General features: G+C 65.1%; 15 protein-coding genes. 12 read left to right on the top strand and 3 right to left on the bottom strand.

Annotation, left to right across the window (positions count from 1 at the left end; genetic code table 11):
* Positions 1–272: 272 nt before the first annotated feature.
* From GXP39_17175 to GXP39_17140, 8 genes are all read left to right on the top strand, one after another.
* The gene (locus GXP39_17175) at positions 273–1298 is read left to right on the top strand and encodes an ABC transporter permease (protein ID NOZ29762.1); all 1026 of its coding nucleotides are present in this window, start codon (positions 273–275) and stop codon (positions 1296–1298) included.
* Between the two features lie 11 nt (positions 1299–1309).
* Complete coding sequence (locus GXP39_17170; GenBank protein NOZ29761.1) at positions 1310–2212, top strand: ABC transporter permease; 903 nt, start codon at positions 1310–1312, stop codon at positions 2210–2212.
* Positions 2213–2214: 2 nt separating this feature from the next.
* Complete coding sequence (locus GXP39_17165; GenBank protein ID NOZ29760.1) at positions 2215–3294, top strand: ABC transporter ATP-binding protein; 1080 nt, start codon at positions 2215–2217, stop codon at positions 3292–3294.
* Between the two features lies 1 nt (position 3295).
* The gene (locus GXP39_17160) at positions 3296–4285 is read left to right on the top strand and encodes an ABC transporter ATP-binding protein (GenBank protein ID NOZ29759.1); all 990 of its coding nucleotides are present in this window, start codon (positions 3296–3298) and stop codon (positions 4283–4285) included.
* An 11-nt stretch (positions 4286–4296) separates the two neighbouring features.
* Positions 4297–4542, top strand: coding sequence for a hypothetical protein (locus GXP39_17155; GenBank protein NOZ29758.1), 246 nt, complete (start codon positions 4297–4299; stop codon positions 4540–4542).
* Between the two features lie 128 nt (positions 4543–4670).
* The gene (locus tag GXP39_17150) at positions 4671–6491 is read left to right on the top strand and encodes a twin-arginine translocation signal domain-containing protein (GenBank protein ID NOZ29757.1); all 1821 of its coding nucleotides are present in this window, start codon (positions 4671–4673) and stop codon (positions 6489–6491) included.
* 407 nt (positions 6492–6898) lie between these two features.
* Positions 6899–9058 carry a DUF3604 domain-containing protein gene (locus GXP39_17145; protein ID NOZ29756.1) on the top strand — a complete coding sequence of 720 codons (2160 nt, stop codon included), beginning with the start codon at positions 6899–6901 and terminating at the stop codon, positions 9056–9058.
* A gap of 332 nt (positions 9059–9390) precedes the next feature.
* The gene (locus GXP39_17140; protein NOZ29755.1) at positions 9391–10539 is read left to right on the top strand and encodes a Gfo/Idh/MocA family oxidoreductase; all 1149 of its coding nucleotides are present in this window, start codon (positions 9391–9393) and stop codon (positions 10537–10539) included.
* Positions 10540–10621: 82 nt separating this feature from the next.
* On the opposite strand, the gene GXP39_17135 is transcribed toward GXP39_17140, so the two are convergent.
* From GXP39_17135 to GXP39_17125, 3 genes are all read right to left on the bottom strand, one after another.
* Complete coding sequence (locus GXP39_17135) at positions 10622–11737, bottom strand: ABC transporter permease (protein ID NOZ29754.1); 1116 nt, start codon at positions 11735–11737, stop codon at positions 10622–10624.
* Between the two features lie 18 nt (positions 11738–11755).
* Positions 11756–12868 (bottom strand): ABC transporter permease, encoded by a 1113-nt coding sequence (locus tag GXP39_17130; protein ID NOZ29753.1) that lies wholly within the window; start codon positions 12866–12868, stop codon positions 11756–11758.
* A 254-nt stretch (positions 12869–13122) separates the two neighbouring features.
* Positions 13123–19152 (bottom strand): hypothetical protein, encoded by a 6030-nt coding sequence (locus tag GXP39_17125; GenBank protein ID NOZ29752.1) that lies wholly within the window; start codon positions 19150–19152, stop codon positions 13123–13125.
* A 931-nt stretch (positions 19153–20083) separates the two neighbouring features.
* Between GXP39_17125 and GXP39_17120 the strand changes: the two genes are divergently transcribed.
* From GXP39_17120 to GXP39_17105, 4 genes are all read left to right on the top strand, one after another.
* Positions 20084–20677, top strand: a complete 594-nt coding sequence (locus tag GXP39_17120) for a TetR/AcrR family transcriptional regulator (protein NOZ29751.1) — start codon at positions 20084–20086, stop codon at positions 20675–20677.
* Between the two features lie 4 nt (positions 20678–20681).
* Complete coding sequence (locus tag GXP39_17115; protein ID NOZ29750.1) at positions 20682–22541, top strand: ABC transporter ATP-binding protein; 1860 nt, start codon at positions 20682–20684, stop codon at positions 22539–22541.
* Positions 22541–24832, top strand: coding sequence for an ATP-binding cassette domain-containing protein (locus tag GXP39_17110; protein NOZ29749.1), 2292 nt, complete (start codon positions 22541–22543; stop codon positions 24830–24832). Before GXP39_17115 ends, GXP39_17110 begins: the two co-directional genes overlap by 1 nt.
* An 83-nt stretch (positions 24833–24915) precedes the next feature.
* The gene (locus tag GXP39_17105) at positions 24916–26181 is read left to right on the top strand and encodes a hypothetical protein (GenBank protein NOZ29748.1); all 1266 of its coding nucleotides are present in this window, start codon (positions 24916–24918) and stop codon (positions 26179–26181) included.
* Positions 26182–26236: the final 55 nt, after the last annotated feature.

The raw sequence follows: 26236 nt of genomic DNA, 5'->3' as shown, positions 1-26236 counted from the left end.
TTGGGATAGTTGACTGTGCTGCCAGGATGCAGAGACACCTGGAATGAGCCGATGGTGCGGTTGAGGGATCGCCACATGGGCGATCCCCGACGACCAGGGCGGCGCGTTCTGGTGTTCCCATGGGATGTGTCGTATCTCTCTTCCACTCGAGGATATTGAAGGCTCCTGGTCATGATCAGGTCCTGTAGGGCCATTCCGAGTTTGAGGAGGTTGTCGCATTGGCTACTTCTGCCCCCGCTGTTCCGGTAGGTCTCGCACCCGCTCAGGTGAGTTTGTGGTCACGGATCATCCGTAACTTCTGGGTGCGGCGAGGAGCGAAGGCGTTATTCACCGTCTTCGTCGTCGTCAGTCTCACCTTCTTCCTGGTGCGGCTCATGCCCGCCAACCCGGTCGAGGTGTACATCAACAGCCTCATCGAGCAGTATGGCATTCCCTACGATGAGGCGAAGAACCAGGCGGCGGCTCTGTTCTCCATCGACCTCGACGCGCCGCTCTATATCCAGTATCTGGGCTACATCAAGAACCTGCTGCATGGCGATCTGGGGACTTCTCTCATCTCGGCGGGCACACCCGTCTCCGCGATCATCGTCCGATTCCTGCCCTGGACGATCTTCAGCGTGGGAACGGGCCTGCTCTTCAGCTTCTCCTTGGGGATCATCCTGGGCATGGTCATGGCGTATCGCCGGGAGTCGCTGATCGATCACGTCCTCTCCGCTCTGGCCTCCGTGCTCAGCTCCGTCCCCAACTACCTGATCGCCATGATGCTGGTGGTGTTCCTGGGTGTGCAGTGGAAGCTGGTGGATATCGCCGCCATGCGCGGGTCCATGTCCCCGGGCATGCAGCCCGGCCTCAATCTGGCTTTCATCAAGGACGCCCTCTATCACGCCTCCCTCCCCATCGTCACGTACATCATCACGACCATCGGGACCTGGATGCTGACCATGAAGAGCAGCACCATCAGCACCCTGGGGGAGGACTACGTGGTGGTCGCCAAGGCTCGAGGTCTGCCCGAGAGGCGGATCACCCTCGCCTACGTGGGGCGGAACGCGTCCCTTCCCCTCTTCACCCAGCTGACCATCGCCATCGGATTCATCGTCGGCGGCTCCCTGTTGATCGAGTCCATCTTCGTGTACCAGGGGATCGGGCTGGTGTTGCTGCGCAGTATCACGCAGCGGGATTATCCGGTGATGCAGGGCGTGTTCCTGATCATCACCATCTCCGTGATCGTTGCCAACCTGCTGGCTGACATCCTGTACAGCCGGTTGGACCCGCGCATCAAACTAGGCACAGGTGAGTGAAGATGACCCAGATGACGCTGGCTGAACGGAACACCCTGCGGGATGCGATCGGCAATTTCGTCCACAGCTTCGTGACTTTCATCCGATTGATGGCCCGCAACCGGGTGGGATTTGTGGGATTCTTGGTGGTGATCGGCTTTGTGCTGTTGGCGCTGGTGGGGCCTTACTTCGTCGAGCTGGATACGAAGACCAATGTGTCGCAGATCTACCAGCCGCCCTCCCGTGAGCATATCCTGGGCACCGATCATCAGGGACGGGATATCTGGGCGCAGATCGTGCATGGGGGGCGGGATATCCTGTACGTGGCCTTCCTGGCCGGCCTCCTCTCCACGTTCATCGCCGTGACCTTTGGCGCTTTGGCGGCGCTGGTGGGAGGGGTGGTGGATTCCGTCATCATGACGATCACCGATATCGTCCTGACGATTCCACAGTTCCCGTTATTGGCCGTGTTGGCCGGGTTCGTCCGCCTGAACAGCCTGACGCTGTTGGCCGTCCTGTTGGCCGTCCTCAGCTGGCCCACCCTGCTTCGCGCGGTGCGGTCGCAGGTGCTCTCCCTGAAGGAGCGTGACTATGTGGAGGCGGCCATGGCGCTGGACATGGGCCTGCGTCACATCATCTTCGCCGAGATCCTCCCCAACATGATGAGCTACATCATCATCAGCCTCACCCTGGCCATGACGGGGGCGATCTACGCGCAGGTCGGCCTCATCTTCCTGGGCCTGGTGCCGATGTCCGGGAATAACTGGGCGGTGATGATCCAGCTGGCCTGGGTGCGCGGCGCCATCTTCTTCAAGGACAGCATCTACTACATCATGTCGCCCGTGTTGGCGATCGCTTTCTTCCAGCTCGCGCTGGTCTCGATGACCCGCAGCCTGGAAGAGGTCTTCAATCCTCGGTTGCGAGCTGGAGTCTGATGATGGGTGAATCGATGACAGCAACGCTAGCTTGGGAGACGGGAACCAGCGACGAGACCCCTCTTTCGGTGCGGGATCTCTGGGTGGAGTACGCCACCCGGCGCGGTTTCGTGCAGGCTGTGCGGGGGGTCCAGTTCGATGTGCGGCCAGGGGAGAGCCTCTCCTTCATCGGGGAGAGCGGGTCGGGCAAGACGACCCTGGGGCTGGCCCTGATCCGGCTGTTGGCCACGACCGCCACCATTCGCAAGGGACAGATCACGTACCGGCGCAACGGTCAGGTATATGACATCCTCTCGCTCAGCGAGGAGGAGATGCGGCAGTTCCGGTGGCGCGAGTGCGCCATGGTCTTTCAGTCGGCGTTGAACGCCTTCAACCCGGTGCTGCGCATCTGGGATCAGATCAACGATACGGCCCGCGCGCATGGCGAGACGGATCGCCAGAAGGTGCAACAGCGGGCGCTGGACCTCATGCGCTTCGTCCAGCTTGACCCCGAGCGGGTGATCATGTCGTACCCGCACGAGTTGAGCGGCGGTATGCGGCAGCGCGTGCTGCTGGCCCTGGCCCTGCTGCTGAATCCTCAGATCCTGATCCTGGATGAGCCCACGACCGCTCTGGATATCCTGACGCAGCGGTCCATCATCGACCTGCTGCGTCGGCTGAAGGAGGAGCTTCACTTCTCCATGATCTTTATCTCGCACGACCTGTCCCTGGCCGCGGAGCTGGCGGATCGCGTGGCGACCATGTACGCCGGCGCCATCGTGGAGCTGGGGGAGGTGCACGACATCTTCTATCGGCCGCACCATCCCTATACGTTGGGGTTGATCCGGGCGGTGCCAACGGTGACGGGGGATTTCGAGGAGTTGGTCTCCATCCCGGGCTCCCCGCCGGATCTGATCAACCTGCCTTCCGGATGTAAGTTCCACCCGCGCTGCCCGTTCGTCACGGAGCGCTGTCGGAAGGAGGAGCCTGGGTTGATCCAGGTGGAGGACGATCACTACGCGGCCTGCTTCCACTGGGAGGCGGTGGCGGAGGAGTTGGAACGCAACCCGGTGCGGCGTAGCACTACCAACGTGGGAGACTGATATGCCAGAAGCTCTCATCGAACTCGATCATCTGAGCCGGACGTTTGGGCGTGGGAAGCAGAGAGTCACGGCAGTGGATGATGTCTCGCTCTCCATCAGCGAAGGCGAGATCGTATGTCTGGTGGGCGAGAGTGGATGTGGGAAGACGACGACGGGGAGGATGGTCGCCGGCCTGTTGCAGCCCTCGGCCGGGCGAATCCTCTTCAAGGGGCAGGACATCTGGCGATTGGGTCGAGAGGTGTTTCGGGATTATCGGCGGAGCGTGCAGATCATTCATCAGGACCCTTATGCCTCGTTGAATCCTGCGCATACGATTTATCGGATCTTGAGCGCACCCCTGTTTCGACATGGGCAGGCTTCCAATCATCGACAGGCCCGGGAGCGGGTGCGTGAGCTGATGGAGATCGTGGATCTGACGCCGCCGGACGATTTCCTGGACAAGTATCCGCATCAGTTGAGCGGCGGGCAGCGGCAGCGTGTGTCGGTGGCCCGGGCGTTGACCGTGAACCCGACCTTCATCGTGGCCGATGAGGCGGTGTCCATGGTGGACGTCTCCATCCGGGTGTCCCTGCTCAACATGCTCTATCGGCTGAAGGAACGCTTCGGCGTCACCTTCCTCTTCATCACGCATGACCTGGCGCTGGCCAAGTATTTCGCCTGGGGGGGACGCATCGCCGTGATGTATCTGGGGCGGATCGTGGAGGTGGGGCCCACGCCTCAGGTGATCAACTCGCCGCTCCATCCGTACACCCAGGCGTTGTTGGCCGCCGTGCCGGAGGCGGACCCGGAGGTGACCCGCAAGAAGAAGCGGGTGCAGTTGCGCAGCCTGGATATCCCCAGCCTGTTGGCTCTGCCTCCGGGATGCACGTTTCACCCGCGCTGTCCGCTGTTCCGGGAGGGCGTGTGTGATGCGGAGCGGCCTCCCCTGGAGGCCGTCGCGGGGAGCCATCAGGCGGCCTGCTACTACGCGGGGCAGCAAGCCATCGCATAGGGGGATGTGGGGTGGACCCTCAGATCGGTCGAGCGGGCTTTCGCATCGCCTTCTACGTGATCCTGGTATCCGGCGCGCTGTTGTTCGTGGTGCCTCGGGGCACCGCGGAGTTCTTCGTGAGCGTTCTGTCGTTGCTGGTGGGCGTTCTCTTCGCGATCATCATCGGCGTGTTGGCGTTGATTGCCGGGCGCCTGAGCGGGCCGCGGATGGCCCCGCCGCCCCTTCGTGGCGACCCGGATGAGGATAACTGGGTATGACATAGAACGCGGAAAGGGGGTGATCGCCGGGGGTACCCTTCTGAAGTTGGATCATCGTGGAATATCGGAGTCCGTGGCGCGTTGCGCCAAGCTAGCATACCCCAAATCTTTGGGAAAGGGAGGTTCCTATGAGCAAGCTAAGTCGACGTGAATTCCTCCGTCTGTCCGGTATCGCTGCGGCGGGTACGGTGTTGGCGGCCTGTGCTCCCAGCACGCCGGCTCCCCCGGCAGAGAAGCCGGCTGAGGAAGCGGCCCCCGCGGAGAAGCCCGCCGAGGAAGCCAAGCCCACCGTGAGCGAGTTCCACGGTGCATGGCCATATCAGGTGCCGCCGGTGGGTCACTTCAATCGCTGGGTGACCAACAACCTGACCCTGGGCATCTATGACGAGCTGATGGAGCAGCCGTTGGCCATGTACCTGTGGGCCACGGGGGACTGGATGCCCTTGCTGGGTGTCGAGTGGGAGGTCGTCCCGCCGGACACGATGATCGTCAAGCTGCGCCAGGGCGTGAAGTGGAGCGACGGCACGGACTTCAACGCGGATGATGTGCTGGTCACCCACAGCATCGCCCGGCTGATGAACAACGTCGTCTGGCGCTACCTGGACCGCGTGGAGAAGGTGGACGACTACACCGTCAAGTTCGTCATGGCCAAGCCGTCCAGCGTCGTCCCGCGCTACGTCCTGCGGGAGATCAACATCGTCGCCCGCTCCGTCTACGGCGAGTGGGCCAAGAAGGTCGATGAGCTGGTCGCCGCGGGCAAGACGCGCGAGGATGAGGAGTGGCAGAACCTGCTCCAGGAGTTCAACAACTTCCGTCCCGAGGAGCAGGTCGTCAGCGGGCCGTACAAGATCGATGTCGACAGCATCACCGAGGCCCAGTTGACGCTGGTGAAGGTGCCCACTGCCTGGGACGCCGATCAGGTCAAGTTCGACAAGATCGTCCTCTACAACGGCGAGACGCCGGACGTGACCCCGGTGGTCATGGCCAAGGAGGTGGACTACGCGACCCACGGCTTCCCGCCGGCCACCGAGAAGGCGTTCATCGAGCAGGGCATCCGCATCATCCGCGCGCCCATCTACTCCGGCCCGGCCATCTACTTCAACCACGACATCTACCCGCTGAACCGGGTGGAGGTGCGCAAGGCCTTCGCCTACGCGGTGAACAAGGACGACAACGCCGTGGTCTCGCTGGGTCAGTCGGCCAAGCGCCCCATCTACATGACCGGCTTCAGCGACAACCTGGTGCCGCTCTGGATCCCCGAGGACAAGCTGGGCGAGTTCGAGGAGTACAAGTACGATCCGGACAAGGCCGAGGAGATCCTGACCAGCATCGGCTTCAAGCGGGACAGCGATGGCGTCTGGGTGGACGACCAGGGCAACCGCATGGAGTACGAGCTGACGGCGCCGTCCGAGTACGCCGACTGGTCGGCGGCGGCGGAGAACCTGGCCGAGCAGCTCACGGCCTTCGGGATCAAGACGACCTTCCGTGGCGTGACCTTCACCCAGCATCCCATCGAGGTCAACCAGGGCAAGTTCCAGATCGCCATCCGGGCCTGGGGCGCCGGCAACCCGCATCCGCACTTCGCCTTCGTCCAGGACTTCTTCACCCACAACTACGTCCAGGCGGCTGAGGGGAAGGGCATGAACTTCCCGCTCCAGCAGAACGTGGAGGGCCTGGGCGAGGTGAACCTGGAGGAGATGGTGATCGCCTCCGCCGAGGGGCTGGACGAGGCGGCCCAGAAGGAGATGATCACCAAGCTGGCGCTGGCCTTCAACAAGCTGCTGCCCATCGTCCCGCTGTGGGAGCGCTACGGCAACAACCCGGCGCTGGACGGTGTGCGGGTGACCGGCTGGCCGCCCGACGACGATCCCATCTACAAGAACAGCCCGTACAGCGACTCCTTCGTCACCATCATGATCCTGGACGGCCGGCTGCATCCGGTAAGCTAAGCTGTCCAGCGGGCACAAGTGAGCTCCCCGGGGCTTCCCAGCTCCGGGGAGCTTTGTGTCAGGGGGGATAAAGTGGGATTTCCGTGGGGGGGAGGACCCCTCCACACCTCCCCCTGTGGAGCTGGTCGGTGGGGGAGACCCCTCAAAACATCGTGCCGGTAAATTTCCAGGCACGCTCTAAGGGCATGCGCCCATGCGGCTTCGCTTGATGCCAATGGGGCGCGTCTTCTCGGGGCTCTCCTCGTCACGAGGATATGAGGAGGCCCCGATCGCCTCGTGGGCCGAGGCTTCATCGGCATCGATCTGATCAACGGAATTTTCAACGCGGAGACTCTATGGGGAAAGGGCCTTCGGACAGAGGAAGGAAAGGAAGCATTTGGTCGCTTGTAGTCAGCCGGCGTGAGCTGTTGCGCGCCGCTCTGGGAGTGCTCGCGAGCCCCGCCGCGGTGAAGGCGAGCGAGCTGGCTCCCGGCCATGAGGATGCGGAGGGCCCCATCATGGAGGTGGGGCGCTTTTTCCTCCCGGCGGTGGATCGGGGCATCCCCCCCGCCGTGGAGCCTCCGTTCACATCCTGGCCCGTCGTCAGCCTGGCCTCCGTTCCCCCGGCGGAGGTCCGTCTGGGGCGCGCGCTCATCCATCCGAATCACTCGGTAAGGGTCTCCAGCTGGGGGACCTTCACCCTGACCTACCAGGTGGGAGAGGCGGGGCTTCCCGTCGGCGCCCGGCTGGAGGTACGACTGCCGGTGGTCTCGACCGGGGTCGTCTTCTGGTCCGATGTGCAGACCACGGACCCGTTGGGGGCGGGCTATCTGACGATGACCTGCTCCCGGCCGGGGGCAAAGCTGGCGGTGTTGTTCACGGAGCGTCAGCGGGAGCTGCACCGAGTCGTCGTGGAACTGCGCGAGGCCGCGCTCAAAAAGGGGGATACCATCACCCTGGTCTACGGGGATACCCGCTACGGCGGGCAGGGGACGCACGTGCCTGAATGGGGCGCCCCGCGCCCGCAGCGCTTTTACTTCCTGGTGGATACCCAGGGCTCTGGCGACTACGCGCTGTTGCGCGATCCCCCCACGGTGCAGCTCGTCGCTGAGGAGGCGGTACGGCTGGAGGTGAACGCTTCGGCGACGGCTCGACCGGGAGAGCCGTTCCGGATCACTGTGCGCGCCGTGGATCGGTTGGGGAACCTGGTCACCGGCTATCGCGGCGAGGTGCGCTTTTCCTGCAACGCGCCTCACGTGGAGCTGCCGGACTCCTACCGCTTCACGGAGGCCGATCAGGGTGCTCATACCTTTAGCGGGGTGGCGACCCAACCAGGGGTGATCACCATCGCCGTCCGGGATGACCGGCGCAGACGGGGGCACAGCAACCCCATCGGTGTCGGATGGCTGCCGGACATGCACATCTACTTCGGGGATCTCCATGTGCACACTCAGCTGCACCGCCACGATGATCTCTCCGACGGCTCCGACCTGGATTACGTCTATTGGTATGCCCGGGATGTCGTCGGGCTTGATTTCGCCGCCCCTACCAACCATGACATCTACCTGACCGATGAAGAGTGGCGCATCACCCAGCGCAAGGCGGCGGAGCATAACGATCCGGGGAGGTTCGTCAGCTTTCTGGCCTATGAGTGGACCTCGTCGGCCGCGTCCACGCAGGGGTTCTCCGCGTGGGGACACCGGAATGTCCTCTATCTGGGCGATGAGGAGCCCCTCTTCCGCTGCATGGATCCCCGCACGAAGACGCTCGACGGGTTGTATGCCGCGCTGGCGGATCGCGAGGCGATCGTGATCCCGCACCATCCCATGGATCAGGTCCATCCGATGCGCTGGGATCAGCACGACCCCCATCTGGAGCGGCTGGCCGAGATCTATCAGGTGCGGGGGCCCCAGGAGAGATGGCCACCCAGGCGGGTGGACACGCGGACCGATCCTCCTCATCCGTTGTCCGTGCAGGCCGCGCTGGCGCGCGGGTATCGGATGGGGCTCGTGGCCTCGACGGACAATCATCTGGGACAGCCTGCCACGCCTTATCGACGTGACCGGCGGCAGCAATACTGGGATCGTCCGGGGATCACCGCCGTGCTGGCTCCCGAGCTGACTCGCGAGGCGCTGTTCCAGGCGCTTCGGGCGCGGCGGGTGTACGGCACGACCCTGGCCCGCCTGCTGGTCGATTTCCGCATGGATGGCCATTTCATGGGCGAGGAGTACGAGACCTCGATCCCGCCTGTGGCCTACATCCGCGTGGTGGGCACCGCGCCCATCGCCCGGGTGACGATCGTGCGGGACAACCAGGACATCGTGGTGTTCCCGGGGGGTGGCGGGCGGTCGTCCAGCCGGGGGCGTGGGGCGGAGGGGCAAAATCGTCCTCTTCGCGAGGAGGCGGCTCATCGGCTGCTCTTCCCCGCGGTCTCGCAATCCCGGCGGGACTCCAAGGTGGAGCTCACCTGGGTGGATCCCTATTATCTGGGGGAGCATTTCTATTATGTGCGCGTGGAGCAGGAGGATGGGGAGATGGCCTGGACCAGCCCCATCTGGGTGACGGGGCGTCCGCGTAAGCTGACGTGATGCCGGGAGCGCGTTTGAGGAATCTCGTTGCTCCTGCCGTGGGGTAGCTCGGAGGGGTGGAGCCCTTTCGGGAAAAGCCCTTCTCCCGCCTTCAACCTGCCCGGCCTCGGCCCAGATCCCTGCGGAAAGGGCTGAGGGAGGCAGGTGCAGACCGGGAAAGAGAGGTTTCTGTGGAGCATGCGGCTGTGGGATGCCCCGGGCACCTTGCTGGTGAACTTTCGGACGCGCCCTGAGCGGAGATGGACGTGTTGGGGGATGGCCCGTGTGCACGGGCCATTCGTTTTTCAGGCGGGGGATCATCAGACTTCGTACGTGGAGGAAAGATGGCAGGGATGACGCAGTTGCGCATTGGCATGATCGGGGTTGCCGGTCGGGGTGGCCTGTGGCGTTACTGGCACGACCCTCGCGGCCGCTCGGTGGTGGTGGCTGGCGCCGATATCAACCCGGATCACCTGGAGGCGTTCCGGGTCGAGCACGGCGGCGATCCGTTCACCACGACGGACTATCGTGAGCTGCTGGCGCGGCCGGATGTGGACGCGGTCGCGGTCACGTCGCCCGACTACTGCCACGAGGAGCATGCCGTGGCCGCGCTGGAGGCCGGGAAGCATGTCTTCTGCGAGAAGCCGCTGGCCATCACCGTGGAGGGATGCGATCGCATCCTGGAGGCATGGCGTCGCTCGGGCAAGCGGCTCATGGTGGGGTTCAACATGCGTTACATGAACATGTTCCGCACCATGAAGGAGATCGTGGACTCGGGCGTCATCGGCGAGATCAAGGCGGTGTGGGTGCGTCATTTCGTGGGCTTCGGCAGTGATTTCTACTTCCATGACTGGCACGCGCTGCGGCGCAATACCACGTCGCTGTTGCTTCAGAAGGGCTCCCACGATATCGACATCATCCATTGGATCACCGGGCGGTACGCCGTGCGCACGGCCGCTTTCGGCGGCCTCGACTTCTTCGGCGGCGACAAACCCAATGACCTGACCTGCCCCACCTGCCCGGAGCGGGAGACGTGTACGGAGGTCATGTTCAGCCGCCGGATTCAGTGCGCCTTCCGTCAGGAGGTGGATGTGGAGGATAATCAGGTGGTGATCATGGAGCTGGAGGGAGGGATCAAGGCGGCATATCTGCAATGTCACTTCACACCGGATTATCATCGCAATTACACGTTCATCGGCACGGAGGGGCGGCTGGAGAACTCGGAGCCGGACATGAAAGTGTGGGTGAAGACGCGCCGCTCCAACACATGGCGGGAGCTGTCGGATCGCACCTATGAGGTAAAGCCCGCGGCCGGGGGGCACGGCGGCGCGGACCCGGTGATCTGCAAGGACTTCGTGGACATGGTGCTGGATGGGAAGGAGCCGGTGGCGACGCCGCTGGCGGGGCGGATGAGCGTCGCGGTGGGCGTGTCGGCCACCTACTCGCTGCGTCACGGCGGCGTGCCGGTGGACGTTCCCCCTCCGCCGGAGGGGTTCCGCTGATCGATCGCGCCGGTCATGGTGTGGGATCGAGGGCGTGCAACGCGATCGCTCGTGTTGCACGCCCTTGGCGTTCTCCCGCCCATCAGTCCAGTCGATGATGGATGGTCAGCAGGGAGATGGTGCCCGCGAGGATAGCCAGCCCCGTCATGGCCAGCACCTCCGGCCAGATCACGTCGAGGCCGGCCCCCTTGAGCATGATCGACCGCAGCGCGGTGAGATAGTGGCGAATGGCGGAGGCGGTCGAGATCGTGCGCAGGAAGGCGGGCATGTTCTTCACCGGCACCAGGTATCCGGAGAGGCTGACGTCGGTCATGGCGACGATAAAGACCATCAGGATGGCCTGCTGCTGCGTGCGGGATACGGAGGAGATCAGCATGCCCCATCCGATCTCCACCGCGATGAAGAGCAGGGTGACCAGGAACAGGAGGGGGATGGAGCCGCGCATGGGCACGTGGAACCCGTAGCGCATGACGCCGAACATGAAGACGAAGTCGATCAGGCCCAGGAGGGCGGCGGGGATCGCCTTGCCCGTGATCAGCTCGAAGCGGCTGAGGGGGGCGATGATCAGCTGCTCCAGAGTGCCCAATTCCCGCTCCCGGGCCAGCGCCATCGCGGCCACGGCCAGCGTCACCTGATAGATGATGAACCCCACCTGGGCGGGGATCGTCTGGTACTGGAAGTTCAGCGCGGGGTTGAAGCGCACGGCCGGGCGCAGCTCCAGGGGCACGGTGGCGACGCGAATCCTTGCCCCGGAAAGCTTGTTGGCGAATTGGGCGATGACGCCCTCGGCTGTGGCCAGGCCGACGGAGGCCATCACGTTGTTGGAGCCATCGACCAGGATCTGGACCTGCGGCGGCCTTTCCGGGCGCATCACGTCTCGTGCGAACCCGGCCGGGATCACCACGACCACGGTCGCCTTCCCCTCCGCCAACAGCGCCTCAGCATCTTGCAGGCGCTGCGGATAAAAGCGCACGTCCAGCTCCTCTGTGATGTCCAGCGACGTGATCAGTTGGCGGCTCAGCGCTGAGCGGTCCTGATCCCAGACGGCTGTGGCCAGATGGGTGATCCCCTGGCTCGTGGCCTGGGCCAGCATGATGAGCTGGATGATGGGGAAGAGCAGGATAAAGCTCGCGAAGAGTCGATCCCGCTCGAACTGGATCAACTCCTTGGTCACCAGGTTCCAGATTCGGAGGAGCATGCGGTCAGCCTCCACGTCCTATCCGATCCGCTTCTTGAACAGAAGGATGCTCAGGAGCAGGGCGGTCAGGCCCATGCCCATCAGCACGGCCGTGGGCTGCCAAAGCTGCGGCAGGCCCAGCCCTTTGAGGAAGAGTCCTCGCGCGATGACGATGAAGTGGGTGGTGGGCAGGCTGTAGGACATGGCCATGGAGACGAGCGACGTCTTGTTGATCGGGGTGATCAGGCCGGCAATGAAGAAGCTGGGCACAAAGGAGACGAGCAGCGTGGCGAACATCGCCGTCTGTTGATTCTTGATGAAGGTCGCCAGGACCAGGCTCAGCCCCATGCTGGCGCCATAGTACACGATGGTGAGCAGGAACAGGGTGGACAGTTGTCCGCGAAAGGGCACCCGGAACCACAGAGTCGCCACCATGAGCGCGAGGAGAGCGCTGCCGAGACCGGCCGTGATGTAGGCGGTGAGCTTGCCGATCAGGTATTCCGGGCCCCGCACCGGCGTGGTGATCAGCACCTCGAAGGTGCCCACCTCCTTCTCTCGGGTGAGTGCCAGTGTGAGCGCCAGTGCGGGCATGATGAGCACGACCGCGATCAGGCCGGGCACCATGCTCACCAGCGACTTCAGCCCGGGGTTGTAGAGCACGCGGCTGCGAGATTCCACAAAGGCGCGCAGCGTGAGCGCGGGGCCGGGCAGCTTCATCGCGAAGGCGTTCGTGCGCGCGGTGAAGTCGCCGATGACCTGGCGGGCCATGTTGGCGTCTGTGCCATCCACCAGGAGTTGCACCTGTGCGCCGCGCCCGCTGAGGGCGTCCGCCTCGAGGCCGGGTGGGATGACCAGGACGGCGTCCGCTTTCCCGGCGATCAGGATCCGGTCGGCTTCCTCGTAGCTCGCTGCCTCCGCCACCAGGCGCACATCGCCATCGGCGGTCAGGTGGGCCAGATAGTCGCGTGCAAGCCGGCTGCGATCCTGATCGAAGACCGCCACGGTCGTCTGCCCCAGGTCCATGGCGAACACGTAGGAGAACGTGAGCAGTAGGAAGGCGGGTGAGAAGGTCACCAGGAAGAGCAGGCGCGCGTCCCGGGCGATGTGATGGAATTCCTTGCGTAAGATGGCGAGGGTTCGGTGCAGTGACATCGGTCCTGATGAAGCTCCTCTCTTCGGTTTTGCGGCGGTGGCTCACCCGACCCGGGCGTCAGCCCCGTGGGGTTTGCCTTTGACGCCCTTATCCCCCCAGACCCCCTTCCCCCGGATCCGGGAGAAGGGGGCTTCACTTGTGATGGGTGCGGTGGTCGGAGGGAAGCCCCTCCGAGCCATCCCAGGAGCACAGGCCGTGCTCCCATGTGGCTTCACCGGGTGCCGATGGGCGAGGCGTCGCCTCGCCCATGCGCTCATTCCACGATCACCCGATCGGTGGCGCTGCGGCCGAAGGTCTCCGGAGCGTACATCTCCTCGGCCTTCGCCGGCGGCACGATGAACTCCCCGGGTGTGGTCGCCCGCGCGATGTAGGAGTAGGTGTATACCCCCTCCCACAGCAGCGAGGTGAAGGCTTCCGCCCGTTCGTCCCGCAGGTTCTGGTGCTCGTACCACGTCCACCACCACCACCAGCGCGAGCGTGGGGTGGCCTCGGCCGTGTCCGGCGGCAGGCTGCCCGTCACCGCCAGCGCCGGGTTGAGCGCCTCGAACCCGGCCGGCAGCGGATCCACCAGCGCCACATGGTATCGGCGTGAGGTCGCCACCATGGTCAGACGCACGCGCACCCGCGCGCCCGCCTTGACGTGCCAGACGCCATCTTCGTCCCGCCGCACGTCGTCCGGATCGTCCACCGCCTCATAGCTGCGTTCGACGGTGAACCCATGATCGACCGGCTCCAGCCGCAGGTTCGTCGGCGCATAGCGCATCCCCAGACGGTAGTACAGGCGTCCCTTTCCTTCCTTGCTCAGGATGAGGTCCTGCCGCTCGGGACCGGCCGCCAGGAACGACATCGGGATGTCAATCCGATGATACTCCGTCGTCCGGCCCCGGAACGCCGACTCGCCCGCGTACCGATCGCCCAGCCACACGCGGGCTACGAAATCGGGCGTCTCCGCCTCGTAGGTGTTGAAGTACCGGTTCAGCGCCAGCAGGATGAACACGTTCTCCTGCGTATTGGTCCAGCGGCCTCGCGTGCGGTGTGCCAGCAGCCCGCGCACCAGCTTGGGGATCAGATCGCTCTGCGGCTGATCCGCGATGAGCGCCTCCAGGATGATCCCGTCGGCTCGACGGTTGGAGCGCAGCAGCACGTAGGCGTCCTCGTCGCTGTATTCCGTGACGAAGTGCGCCGTGCCGGCCGTCTCCACCACCCGGTTGTTGAGATGACGGCGGATAGCGGCCAGCTCGGCGTCGGAGTCGGGGTCGCCGCTCAGCACATAATACAGCCAGCCGATGGCCTCCGGCGACAGGTTGTCCAGCCCGACCTCCTTGATGAGCTGACGCGCCCTCGGCGTGTCCGTATCCTGCATGAGCTTGCGCACGTACAGGCTGTAGGCGATGATCGTATCCCTGGCCTGCTGGCCGTACCAGTCCGGTATGTGAGATTCGATGTCGCGCAGGTAGGCGTGCGTCCGCTCGAGCATCTCCTCGGGCACCGGATAATCCTTGCTGCGCGCTCGCTGCAGCGCGTGCGCCACATGAACGGTCACGAACGGCCACGACGGGTCGCCGCGCTTCCAGAGCGGGAAGCCGCCGTCGTCGTTCTGCATGCCCCGTAGCCGCTCGATGTCCCGCTGCACCGCCGCCTGGATCTCCTCCGCTGGCGGCAACCCTTCCGCCTGGAAGGCTGTGAGCACTTCCTCCAGCGCGGCCACGGCCAGGATGCGCGACGCGAGCTGCTCCGCGCACTCGAAGGGATAGGCGACCAGATAGAGCACGGCGTCCGTCAGCTCCTGTAACGCCGTGGACGAGGTGGTGACCTCCAGGCCGCCGAACTGGGTGAAAACGCCGCTGGGGGCGATCACCGGTTGGGCGATGGCGCCCTCGTCGATGGTGCCGTAGGTGGCGAAGGCCTCGGTGGTGGCAGGCGTCCACACCGGCAGCTCGAACTGGGCCGCGTCGGCCCATCTGCCGGCCACCGCTCCCACCTGCACCCGGGCGGTGCCGGCGCTCACCGTGGTTGCCGGGAAGCGCACCTCGACCCGGTCGTTGGCCGGGACCGTGACCCGCTGACCCGCGACGCCCAACAGTTGGAGGTTATGGGCCCGCACGGCCACATCCACCTGTAGCGGCTCGTCCGTCTGGTTCTGAACCACCACGGGCAGCTCGAAGCGATCGCCGAAGTTGAGGAAGCGCGGCGGCGACGGCCGGACCATCAGCGGCAGGCGGGCGGTGATGGTGGATTCGCCGGTGCCGAACTGCTTGCCGCCGGCGACCGCCACGGCCATCACCCGGTAGCGGGTCAGGTTATCGGGCAGCTTCACCTTCACCTGCGCGCGCCCTTCCGCATCGGTCACCACCTCCGGAGCGAACAGCGCCAGCGGGTTGAAATCAAGCCGCATCCGGATCGGGGCGGCGCCGGCTTCCATACCCGGGGCTGCCTCTTCCATCGGCGCCGCGGGCATCGCCGCTTTCATCACCATCTCCTCTGCGGCGATGTCCGCCCGACCTCCCTCCAGGAGTTGATCCAGGCTGACCAGCAGCACGTGATTGCGCAGGTGATAGTCCTCCACGCCGGGCGAGCGCTGCGCGTAGAACACATCGAGAGGATTCGGGAGTTGATAGTGTGTCAACGCCAGAACGGCCTCGTCCACGATGACGATGGCGACCTCGCTATCGGGGACCGGATTGCCGGCCGCGTCGTACACGGCGATGTCCACCGTGGTTTCGCCGCCCGGCCCCAGCTTCCGATCCCGAGGCGTCACCTCCAGGGAAAGGGTGCGGGAGAGTGGGGGCACGGACAGGCGAATGCTCCCCTGGGCAAAGGCGGGGCGTTTCGGCAGCCGTTCGCTTGCCTCTCCTCCCTCGTCCAGGCGGGGCGCCGCGCCGACCAGATCCACCTGGACGTACAGGTTCGGGATGTACGCCTCCCGGATGGGGATTTCGAGCGTGTAGGATGGGCCGTCCATCGTGAAGCGCTCGGTGTACACCAGGCCGGATCGTTGCAACGTGAGCAGGCCCTCAGCCGGGTAGAAGGGGGCCTGGACCAGGATCTCGGCCACATCGCCCGGCTGATACTCCTTGCGATCCGGGATCAGCGTGACCTCTTCCTGCTCCACCTGCTGGGCAACGGGTCTTTTGCCGCCGCTCACCCATCGCGTGATCTCCGTCTCGTTGCGGCGTTCCCAATCGTCCAGCACGGTGGCGACGATCCGGTAGGTGCCCCCCTCGGTCGGTTGGAACGTGCAGGTCACCGGCTCCTTCGCCGATTGCACCGTGCACTCCTGGACATCGACCTCTTCTTGCTGCCACGCGCCGTACCGATACGTCCAGTCGAGGCGCGCGGCCTGCATGCGGATGGTGCGGCCCGGGACCGGGTTGCCGTCCACATCTACGACGATGGCCTTCACTTCCAGCGGCTGGCCTAGCCGGACGAAGATGCGCTCCGTGCGCAGCCCGACGTAGAGCTCCGCTGGGTGGACCAGCAGGTCGGTCGCCGCGGTCCACGCCTGACGGTTCACATCCATGACGGTCGCCTCGGCTCGCACCACGGTGGGCTGGGGCGGGTCCATAGATTCGAAGTCGATGCGCAGGCGGTGAACGCCGGAAGCATCCGTTCGCCCCTGGTATGTCTCGACCTGGATCGGGCGATAAGGTGGCCACGGGCCGAAGGACGTCTCGGCGGCCATCGTGCGCGCTTCGATCCACCAGGGAACCCATTTGCCGAAGACGAAGTCATCCCATCCGGGCGGCGTGTAGTGGCCCGGGGTTGAGGTGACCTGCCAGGTCACCTCGGCGTTGGGGAGGGGACCGCCGGCGTAGTACTTCGCTTCAACGGAGGCGATGGCATAGTCGCCGACGAAGTGGGGACCCTCGCTGGCGTCGACCGTGACCTCGAATTCCGGTCGACGGAACTCCTGGATCTGGAAGGAGTGCTCGTAGTTGCGGCCGCCGAGATCGCCGACGCCCTCCGCGGTGAGATGGAGCGATGCATAGCCCAGGTTCACCGCCTCCGGCAACGTGAAGGCCAGGTCGAACCCGCCCAGTGCGTTGACATCCAGCCAGCCGTCGTGGATCTCGTTCCCTCGGGGATCCACCACCCGGTAGCGGACCTTTCGGACGGCGTCTCGTACCAGGTTCACATCCCCATCCGGCCCATCCTCGATGCGCCGGATCCATCCCTTGACGTGAACCTCCTCTCCCGGGCGGTAGATCTGGCGATCGTCGAAGACGTACCAGCGCAGCCAGTCCCGCCGCGAGCGCTGCTGCCATCCGTCCCCCCACCAGTACAGGTTTTCCGGCAGGAAAGCCACGTCCTGGCCCTTTCGGGCGATCAGCAGGCTCGCCTCAGCCCCCTTGGGCAGTCTCAACCTCGCCAGTCCCTCCTCATCGGTGACGGCGCTCTCGCCCGACGGGAACAGGGTCACCTGGACTCCCTCCAGGGGCGCGCCGTCTCGCAGGTCGTTCACCCAGGCGATCATCTCGTCGTCATCGACGAAGGCGTCCAGTCCGATGTGGGTGACCTGCACCCAGGCCTGGATCGACTCCGGCGGCTTGGAGCGCAGGAGACGGGAGAGGACGTCGAGCGCCCCGGGTTGGGGCTGGATCACCAGGACGAACTGGCCGAAGCCGTCTTCCAGTATCGGGCTCAGGTCGATGGCCGTCTCCGTCCACTCATCCGGCCGGGCATCGACCGGGATCGTCCTGGAGAGGACCAGCTGGCCGGGCGGCGACGGCGGCGAATCCGTACGGTGGAGCTCTTGCAGGTACTTCTGATAAGCGGGCCAGTCCTCGGGTTGTACGGCGTATATCTGTACATCCAGCTCCCCGTAGTTGACGGTGAAGACGGAATAGGAGGGCTTGCCATAGGGGGCCAGAACGACCAGGTTGCCGCCGGATCGCAGAATGGCAGGGGCTGCCGATCCGACGGTGAAGGTCAGCGTTTGGTCCTCCCCCAGCGTCTGTCCGAATCGATCGGGGATGGCCGCGCTCAGGGTGACCTGATAGGTCGTGCGGCCACGGGTGCGCCCGCGTAGCGTGAGCGTGTCGCCGAAGATCTCAACCTTGAGCCCCGGGACATCTGGCGTCACCTGGATCATCGAGGGCTCGAAGCGGGCTTCGTCGATGGGATTGTTGAATTGGATGTACCAGGGCGTCATCGGGGAACAGTCCTCGTCCCAGGTGCAGCCGTGGTCGACGACTCGGAGAGGGGCGTAGGTGTAGAAGGTGAACTGCTGGGGCTTTTCCGTGCGCAGGGGGCCCTCGGCCGACGGTGTGTCCGGCCCGATGGTCACCGTGATGGTGGTGTCGGCGGGGAACAGGGTGTTGGCCCGGAAGGCCAGCCATCGTCCCTCTCCGGCCTCCTTCGCCAGCCGGCTCACGGTGTCATCCTTGGCCACCTCCTCGGCCGTGGCGAGGCGCAAAGCGTACGCTTGCTTGTCCGCCGTCACCGTGATGGTGGGGAGGACCGCATCCGGGTCGATGTGCTGATCAAAGGCGGCGAACATGAGCACGTCACGCCGTTGGGGGCCGGTCGTGGGGTAGAACGTCCGCACGTTGGGCGGAGGCGTCGTGAAGGTCCACCTCACCGCCTGTTCCAGCACGCCGCCGATAGCCGATTTCGTTCCGGCCGGGATCTCGACGGTGTAGCGGGTGGCCATGGGGAAGCGGCCATCGGGCTGGAACACCAGCGTCTTCGTGCCCACCCATCGCCATGTCCCCGGCGGTTGCGGGCTGAGCTTAACGGGCACGCCCTCGCGAGCCAGGTCCTCGTAGGAGCTCAGCGCGACCATGGGCTGGGAGAAGGTGACGCTGAGGTAGGGGGCCAGTGGGACCTCGCCCTCCGGCGCGTAGCGGACGACCTCCAGCGGGCCCACGGCCGGCTGCTCCGGCCCCTCGGCCGTCACGGGCGGGGGGAATGGCTCCTGGATGGTCTCTCCCACGCGAGGAGGCGGCAGCGATTCCTCCGGGAGGGCGAAGGGCTGTTCGTCCTCCGCCTCCACCGGCAGGGGCGGCAGGCGATCCAGGATCTGCTGGATCTCCGGCTCCGGTAACGGCGTGGCCACCGCCGATGGGATGGAGGGGATCTCGCCGGAGGGCTCACCGCCCTCGCTCAGGCGAATCTGAAGCCCTCCTCCGTCGCCTTGGTCGTCCGGCTCCGTCTGGATACGGATCTCCGTGTGGGTCATCGCAGCTCCTTCCAAGGATCGAACCGGGCCGGTCTGCTGTGAGCACCCGGCGATCAGGCCCAGGCCGAGCAGCAGGAGGAGTAGAGGATAGACAGATCTCATCGGATCACGCTCCTTTATCTTGCGGGACAGACCGTGAGCGGACCGAACCCTCACGCCCGGCCGCGCATCCTCGATGGTGCGATCACGCGGGGATCACCACCTGCCGACGCGGACGGCGCGAAGACCGTAGCTCTCCGCACGGCCTCTCATTGTACCACAATGAGACACATATCAGACGAGGCGCCGAACCGCTTTGTTCCCCCTCCCCGGGATGGCTCGGAGGGACGGCCAGTTTCTCTGGGAAAAGTCCTTCTTCAGGAACCACTAAGGCACTGAGACCCTAAGATATTTACCAGCTCCACAAGGGGAGGTGTGGAGGGGAGATCCCCTCCACGGAAATCCTCCTTTTCCGGCCTGCACCTGCCTTTCTCGGCCCTTTCCGCGGGGATCTGGGCCGAGGCCAGGCAGGTCGAAGGCGGGAGAAGGGCTTTTTCCGGGAGGGCGAAGCGCCTCCGGGCCTCCCCATAGCAGAAGCGATTGGCATTTCGATGCAAGGGAGCTCCTCTGCTTACTACAACGGGCGTTTCCCCTTGCGCATTCGGTGAGGTTCGGTTATCCTATGGGCGCACTTACCGAACGTTCAGTGAATAGGATGGTGTATCGGTAGCGCTGCACTTAACCGTGGTCATAGGGAAAGAGCTTTCGCTCCGGAAACCGGGGAGGTGCGGAGGGCCCTCCCTCCGCCAAAAGAGACCCTTTTCCTGCCCTTGGCCTGCCATTCCCGGCCCCGATGGGAATTCAGGCCGGGCCCAGGCAGGCAAGAGGCAAAAAGAAGAATGTTCTCTGGAGGGGCTTGCCCCTCCAGGCCTCCCCAGGAGGCGGATCGATGGTGACCGTAGTGCTGTCCCTCAAAGCAGGACCGGTTTCCATACCGGCCGCAAGATGGCGGGTAAGAAACCCGCCCTACCGTGAATAGCGGGGGAGGTGTCGGTTGGCGGAAGCGACATCGGAGACGCTTGACGGAAGGGAGCGGATTATCCGGGAGGCGGAGCGCCTGTTTGGGGAGCGCGGGTATCGGGGCGTTTCCATTCGGGAGCTGGCCAGGGCATGCGGCATGACCAATGCCGCCCTGTACTATCACTTCAGCAATAAGGCGGACCTGTTCTACCAGGTGGCCATTCGTCACTCGGAGCGCCTGGCGCAGACCATGCGCGAGGAGGCGGCCGCGGCCGGCGATGATCCTCTGAATCAATTGGCGGCGGTGGCGCGCGTCTACGCCGAACACCTCCGGTTTCGGCAGGATACGGCTCACGTCTTCGCCGAGGCGATGCGCCAGCTCGGGAAGGAGCGGGCCCACGCGCTGCGCGATTACTTCCACCAGAACGTGCTGGGGGCTGTAGTCAGTGTGATCCGCACGGGGCAGGAGCGCGGCGTGTTGCGCTCTGTGGATCCGGAGCTGGCCGCTCGGGCGTTCATCGGCCTGCTGGGCACGCTGCGCTTTCATGATCAGCAGGAGCGCTTCACCGAGCAGCAGGTGGAGCAGTTGGTCGATCTCTTCCTGCACGGCATGATGGCGCGGAGGTAGCGGCATGGAGCATGGATCCGGCCGGCCGGGCATGACGCGAGATATCTGGCGGTCGCTCGGCTATTTACGGCCGTACTGGTTGACGGCGTTGGGGGCGTGGCTCAGCCTGTTGCTGGCCACCGTCGGAAACCTGGCCATGCCTCGCCTGCTACAGATCCTGGTCGATCGAGGCATCAAGGCCGGGGACCTGCGACTCATCTACGGCATGGCCATGGGGCTGGTGGGCCTGGCGGTCGTGCGCGGCCTCTTCACCTTCCTCCAGGGGTACCTGGCCGAGAGGGCGTCCCAGGGCGTGGCCTTCGACCTGCGGCAGGAGATCTACACCAAGCTCCAGTCCCTCTCCTTTAGCTACCACGATCGGGCGCAGACGGGCCAGTTGATGACGCGAGCGACCAATGATGTGGACATCGTGCGCATGTTCGTCGGCATGGGATTCCCGCAGCTTCTGAACACGCTGATCATGTTCATGGGCACGATGACACTGCTGATCCTGCTGGACTGGCGGCTCGCCCTGATGTCCCTCACCATCGTTCCCATCGCGCTCGTGATCATGGTGATCGTGCTGCGCAAGGTCATGCCGCACTTCATGATCATCCAGCAGAAGCTGGGGAACCTCAACACCATCTTGCAGGAGAATCTGGCCGGGGCCCGGGTGGTGCGGGCGTTCGCCCGGGAGCCGTATGAGATCCAGCGGTTCAAGGCGGCCAACCTGGATCTGCTGGAGGAGAACCTGTATGTGGCGCGTATTATGGGGTTCAGCATCCCGCTCATCTTCACCCTGGGCGGTATCGGTACCCTGATCGTGATCTGGGTGGGCGGGCTGCGCGTCATCGACAATCGGCTTACCCTGGGCGAGCTGGTGGCCTTCAACACCTATCTGGCCATGCTCACCCTGCCGCTCTTCTTCCTGGGCATGATCCTGGGCATGATGACCCGGGCGGGGGCTTCGGCCCGACGCATCTTCGAGATCCTGGATGCGGAGACGGAGGTGAAGGAGCGCCCGGATGCCATCGAGTTGCCTCCCGTCCGGGGGCGCGTGGAGTTCGATCACGTGTACTTCCGCTACATTGGCGCCAGCGAGGATGCCCTGAAGGATGTCTCCTTCGTGGTCGAGCCGGGCGAGACGGTGGCCTTGCTGGGCGAGACGGGCTCGGGCAAGACGACGATCATCAACCTGATCCCGCGCTTCTATGATGTCAAGTCCGGCGCGGTCCGCATCGACGGTTACGACGTGCGCGATGTGACGTTGCACAGCCTGCGCTCGCAGATCGGCATCGTGTTGCAGGAGACGAACCTGTTCACGGGCACCATCCGGGAGAATATCGCGTTCGGTCGGCCGGATGCCAGCATGGACGAGATCATCGCCGCCGCCCGGGCAGCCGAGGCGCACGAGTTCATCGTGGGCTTCCCGGATGGATATGAGACCCGCGTGGGCGAGCGAGGCGTGGGGCTCTCGGGTGGGCAGAAGCAGCGGATCGCCATCGCCCGGGCGCTGCTGACGAACCCGCGCATCCTGATCCTGGATGACTACACCTCCAGCGTCGATGTGGAGACGGAGGCGCGCATCCAGCGGGCGTTGGAGCGCCTCATGGAGGGGCGCACCTCCTTCATCATCGCGCAGCGGGTGAGCACCGTCCGGCGGGCGGACCGCATCCTGGTGTTGGATCGCGGGCGGCTGGTGGCTCAGGGACGGCATGAGGAGCTGTTGGAGATCAGCCCCATCTACGCGGAGATCTATTATCTGCAACTGGGCGGTCAGCGGTCCAGGTGGTTCACCGGGGTGACCGTTCCCGGGGATGGCAACGGCGCCCTTCGGGAGGCCCAGACCGCGGCCGATGCAGCGCGGTTCAGAGGGGTGGATTGATGTTTCATGGTGGTTTGCGGGGGCTGGCCCGCACGCCGGAGAAGGCCAGGAATCGTCGCCAGGCGGCGCGGCGGCTTTTCGCTTATCTGTGGCCGCATCGGCTGACGTTGCTGCTGGTGACCATCGCCACGGTAGGCGCCTCGTTAACGCCTCTGGCCGCCCCCTATCTGGTCGGCAGGGCTATCGATCAGTTCATCGCCCGGGGGGATCGCCACGGGCTGGCGGTGACCATGGGGATGCTCGCCGGGACGATCCTGGCCGGGTATGTCTTCAACGCGTTGAGCAACTACACCATGGCGGTGGTGGCCCAGCGCACCCTGCAGCGTCTGCGGGATGATATCTTCGAGCAGATTCAGCGGCTCTCGATCCGCTACTTCGACACCCATGACGCCGGCGATCTGATGAGCCGTTTGGTCAATGATACGGACACCATCAACCAGTTCCTGAGCAATGGGCTGAACCGCACGGTGATCAACTCGCTGTCCCTGGTGGGGATCATCGTGGTGATGTTGCGCATGCAGACCCGGCTGGCCCTGGTCTCCTTTTCGGTCATCCCCTTCATGGTCGTGACGACACTCTACTTCGCCCGCCGGGCGCGGGTGGCGTTTCGTCGCACGCGGGAGAGGATCGGGGCCGTCTCCGCGGAGCTGGAGGAGAACATCTCCGGCGTGCGGGAGGTGCAGGCGTTCGCCCGGGAGCAGGCCAACCTCCGGCGGTTCTACGAGCTGAACGCGGCCAACCGGGATGCCAACATCTACGCCCGGACCATCACGGCCGCCTTCACGCCCGCGGTGGACCTGCTGAGCGCCATCGCGATGGCCATCGTGGCCGGATATGGGGGCTATCTGGCCGTGCAGGGGCAGGCTTCCGTCGGCCTGATCGTGGCCTTTCTGGGATACGTGCAGCGCTTCTTCATGCCGATCCGATCGATCTCCCAGCTTTACACCACGATGCAGTCGGCCCTGGCCGGGGCGGAGCGCATCTTCCACCTGCTGGATGAGCGTCCCGAGATCCAGGACGCGCCGGATGCCATCGAGATGCCCCCGATCCGAGGGCATGTGGTGTTCGATCACGTGTACTTCGGCTACAAGCCCGGCGAGGAGGTGCTGCACGATATCTGCCTGGAGGCCAGGCCCGGGCAGACGTTGGCGTTGGTCGGGCCGACGGGCGCGGGCAAGACCAGCATCGTCAACCTGCTCATGCGCTTCTATGACGTGTGGGACGGCGCGGTGCTCATCGATGGCATGGATGTACGTCGGGTGAGGCAGGCCAGCATGCGTCGCCAGATGGGGATCGTCCTCCAGGATACGTTCCTCTTCTCGGGCACGGTGGCGGATAATATCCGCTATGGGCGGCTGGACGCGACGGATGAGGAGGTGGAGGCGGCCGCCCGGCTGGTCAACGCCCACGACTTCATCTCCCGGCTGCCGGATGGGTATCAGACTCGCGTGCAGGAGCGGGGCTCCAACTTCTCCCAGGGACAGCGACAGCTCATCGCTTTCGCTCGCGCGGTACTGGCCGACCCCCGTATCCTCATCCTGGACGAGGCGACTTCCAACGTGGACACCCGCACGGAGATGCTGATCCAGCGGGCGTTGGACCGCCTGTTGCGCGGGCGGACCAGCTTCGTCATCGCCCACCGGCTGAGCACCATTCGCAACGCCGACCAGGTGCTGATGATCGTGGACGGCCGCATCGTGGAGCGCGGCACGCATGAGGAGCTGCTGGCGCGTCGCGGCGCCTATTACGAGATGTATCGCAAGCAGTTCCCGGACGAGGAGATCCCGGAGGTGGCGCGTCCCGCCGCGGCCGTGCCCGCCCTGGCCTCGGATGAACCTGCCGATGGGGGCCGTTCGGCGGCGGGCGAGGCCCCGGATGCCGATGAGGCGCGGCTGGAAATCGTGGTCAACGGGGCGGAGACGGTGGACCTGGAGGGCATCGACGTGGAGCGCCTGGTGGTGCGGGTGAACGGGCCGGGGGTGGCGCGCCTCTCGGGCCGGGTCGATCGCCTGGAGGTGCGCGTCAGCGGGGCGGGCCGCTGCGATGGGGCCGGGTTGGACAGCCGGGTCGCCGAGGTCCGGGTGCACGGCCCGGGGCGGGCGGTCGTCCGGGCGCGTGAGGAGATGGACGTGCTCGTGTCCGGTGGGGGGAACGTCGCCTACTATGGCGATCCCCGGGTCACGCGGAGGATCTGCGGGGCCGGGCGCGTGGATCGCCTGGATGGGGCGGGGGAGCCAAAAGGGATGGCCGAGACGTCTCCTGAGGGGCGTTCTGACCCCGTCCGGCGGTGAGGCGAAATGGACATCATGTGTGGGCTCGGTGGGCTGGGCCCTTGGCTGATCGAGGGTGAGGGGAGCTGGAGATGGGGGGACACATGTATGCCCTAGACGTTCCGGAAACGGATAGAGCGGTCTTGCGTCGGCTCGCGGGGCGGATCGCCGAGATCGCCGAGCTGCCCGTTCAGCAGGAGCGGGTGGAGCTGTGGCGTCGCGTCAACGATCTGGATCCGGTCAGGCCCGTGGTCTGGATCAACGAGATCCCATGGCACGAGATGGATGTGGACGGGGAGCTGCGGCCGGAGACGAGCCATCCCTGGGCGCGGGAGCTGGAGGTTCAGCTCCGTCGGACGATCTACCAGTGGGAGCACATGCCCGGCGATATGGTCGTCGAGCGAAAGCTCTACGCTCCCCTTGTCATCCACGAGAGCGGCTTTGGGATCCAAGAGGAGTCCGACCGGATCTATGCGGACGCTGAGGGGGTCGCCTCCCGTCGATTCCATCCCCAGATCCGAGACGAGGGGGATCTGGAGAAGATCCAGGCGCCTGTGGTCACGCACGATGCCGAGGCCAGCGAATGCCGCTACCAGGCGATGATGGATATCTTCGATGGGATCCTGGAGGTGGAGAAGCGTGGCGTGCCCGGGATGTGGTTCGCCCCGTGGGATCAGTTGGTCACCTGGTGGGGCGTGCACGAGGCGCTCATGGACCTGGTCGAGCGGCCGGAGCTCGTTCATGCGGCGATGGACCGCCTGGTCAGCGCACATCTCGAGCGGCTGGAGCAGTTGGAGCGGCAGGGGCTCCTGTCGTTGAACAACACGAACGTTCGCGTCGGCTCCGGAGGGTACGGGTATACGGCCGAGCTGCCCCAGGCCGACTTCGATCCGGGACACGTGCGGGCCGCAGACCTTTGGGGGTGCGCCACGGCGCAGATCTTCGTGGGCGTCTCGCCGGAGATGCATGAGGAGTTCGCCCTCAGGTACGAGCGGCGCTGGCTAGAGCGGTTCGGCCTGGCCTACTACGGCTGTTGCGAGCCACTGCACCACAAGATCCACATCCTCAGGAGCATCCCGAACCTGCGCAAGATCTCCATCAGCCCTTGGGCCGATGTGGAGACGGCCGTGCGAGAGATCGGCCGTGATTACGTCCTGTCCTACAAACCGAACCCCGCGGTGCTGGCCTCGGACGTGTGGGATCCCGATCTGGCCCGCCGGGAGTTGCGCCAGGCGCTGGAGAAAATGCGCGGCTGTGCCGTGGAGGTGATCATGAAGGACATCTCCACCGTGCGGTACGAGCCGCAGCGGTTGTGGGAGTGGGCGAGGATCGCCGCGGAGGAGGTGGAGCGATCGGCTGTCCAGGCGTAGGAGGGGATGCCTGTATATCGGGATGATGGCCTTGGACGCGCGGGGCCATGCGAAG

It is taken from the genome of Chloroflexota bacterium, assembly GCA_013152435.1.
Taxonomy (GTDB): domain Bacteria; phylum Chloroflexota; class Anaerolineae; order DUEN01; family DUEN01; genus DUEN01.
Note: the sequence above shows the minus strand (reverse complement) of the source record. Positions and strands in the feature narration are given on the sequence as shown.

What these genes read in the sequence shown, in the direction of transcription:
- GXP39_17170 (NOZ29761.1), top strand. Translation starts at nt 1,310, where the DNA reads ATGACGCTGGCTGAACGGAACACCCTGCGGGATGCGATCGGCAATTTC.
- GXP39_17165 (NOZ29760.1), top strand. Translation starts at nt 2,215, where the DNA reads ATGGGTGAATCGATGACAGCAACGCTAGCTTGGGAGACGGGAACCAGC.
- GXP39_17160 (NOZ29759.1), top strand. Translation starts at nt 3,296, where the DNA reads ATGCCAGAAGCTCTCATCGAACTCGATCATCTGAGCCGGACGTTTGGG.
- GXP39_17150 (NOZ29757.1), top strand. Translation starts at nt 4,671, where the DNA reads ATGAGCAAGCTAAGTCGACGTGAATTCCTCCGTCTGTCCGGTATCGCT.
- GXP39_17140 (NOZ29755.1), top strand. Translation starts at nt 9,391, where the DNA reads ATGACGCAGTTGCGCATTGGCATGATCGGGGTTGCCGGTCGGGGTGGC.
- GXP39_17135 (NOZ29754.1), bottom strand. Translation starts at nt 11,737, where the DNA reads ATGCTCCTCCGAATCTGGAACCTGGTGACCAAGGAGTTGATCCAGTTC.
- GXP39_17130 (NOZ29753.1), bottom strand. Translation starts at nt 12,868, where the DNA reads ATGTCACTGCACCGAACCCTCGCCATCTTACGCAAGGAATTCCATCAC.
- GXP39_17125 (NOZ29752.1), bottom strand. Translation starts at nt 19,152, where the DNA reads ATGAGATCTGTCTATCCTCTACTCCTCCTGCTGCTCGGCCTGGGCCTG.
- GXP39_17115 (NOZ29750.1), top strand. Translation starts at nt 20,682, where the DNA reads ATGGAGCATGGATCCGGCCGGCCGGGCATGACGCGAGATATCTGGCGG.
- GXP39_17110 (NOZ29749.1), top strand. Translation starts at nt 22,541, where the DNA reads ATGTTTCATGGTGGTTTGCGGGGGCTGGCCCGCACGCCGGAGAAGGCC.
- GXP39_17105 (NOZ29748.1), top strand. Translation starts at nt 24,916, where the DNA reads ATGTATGCCCTAGACGTTCCGGAAACGGATAGAGCGGTCTTGCGTCGG.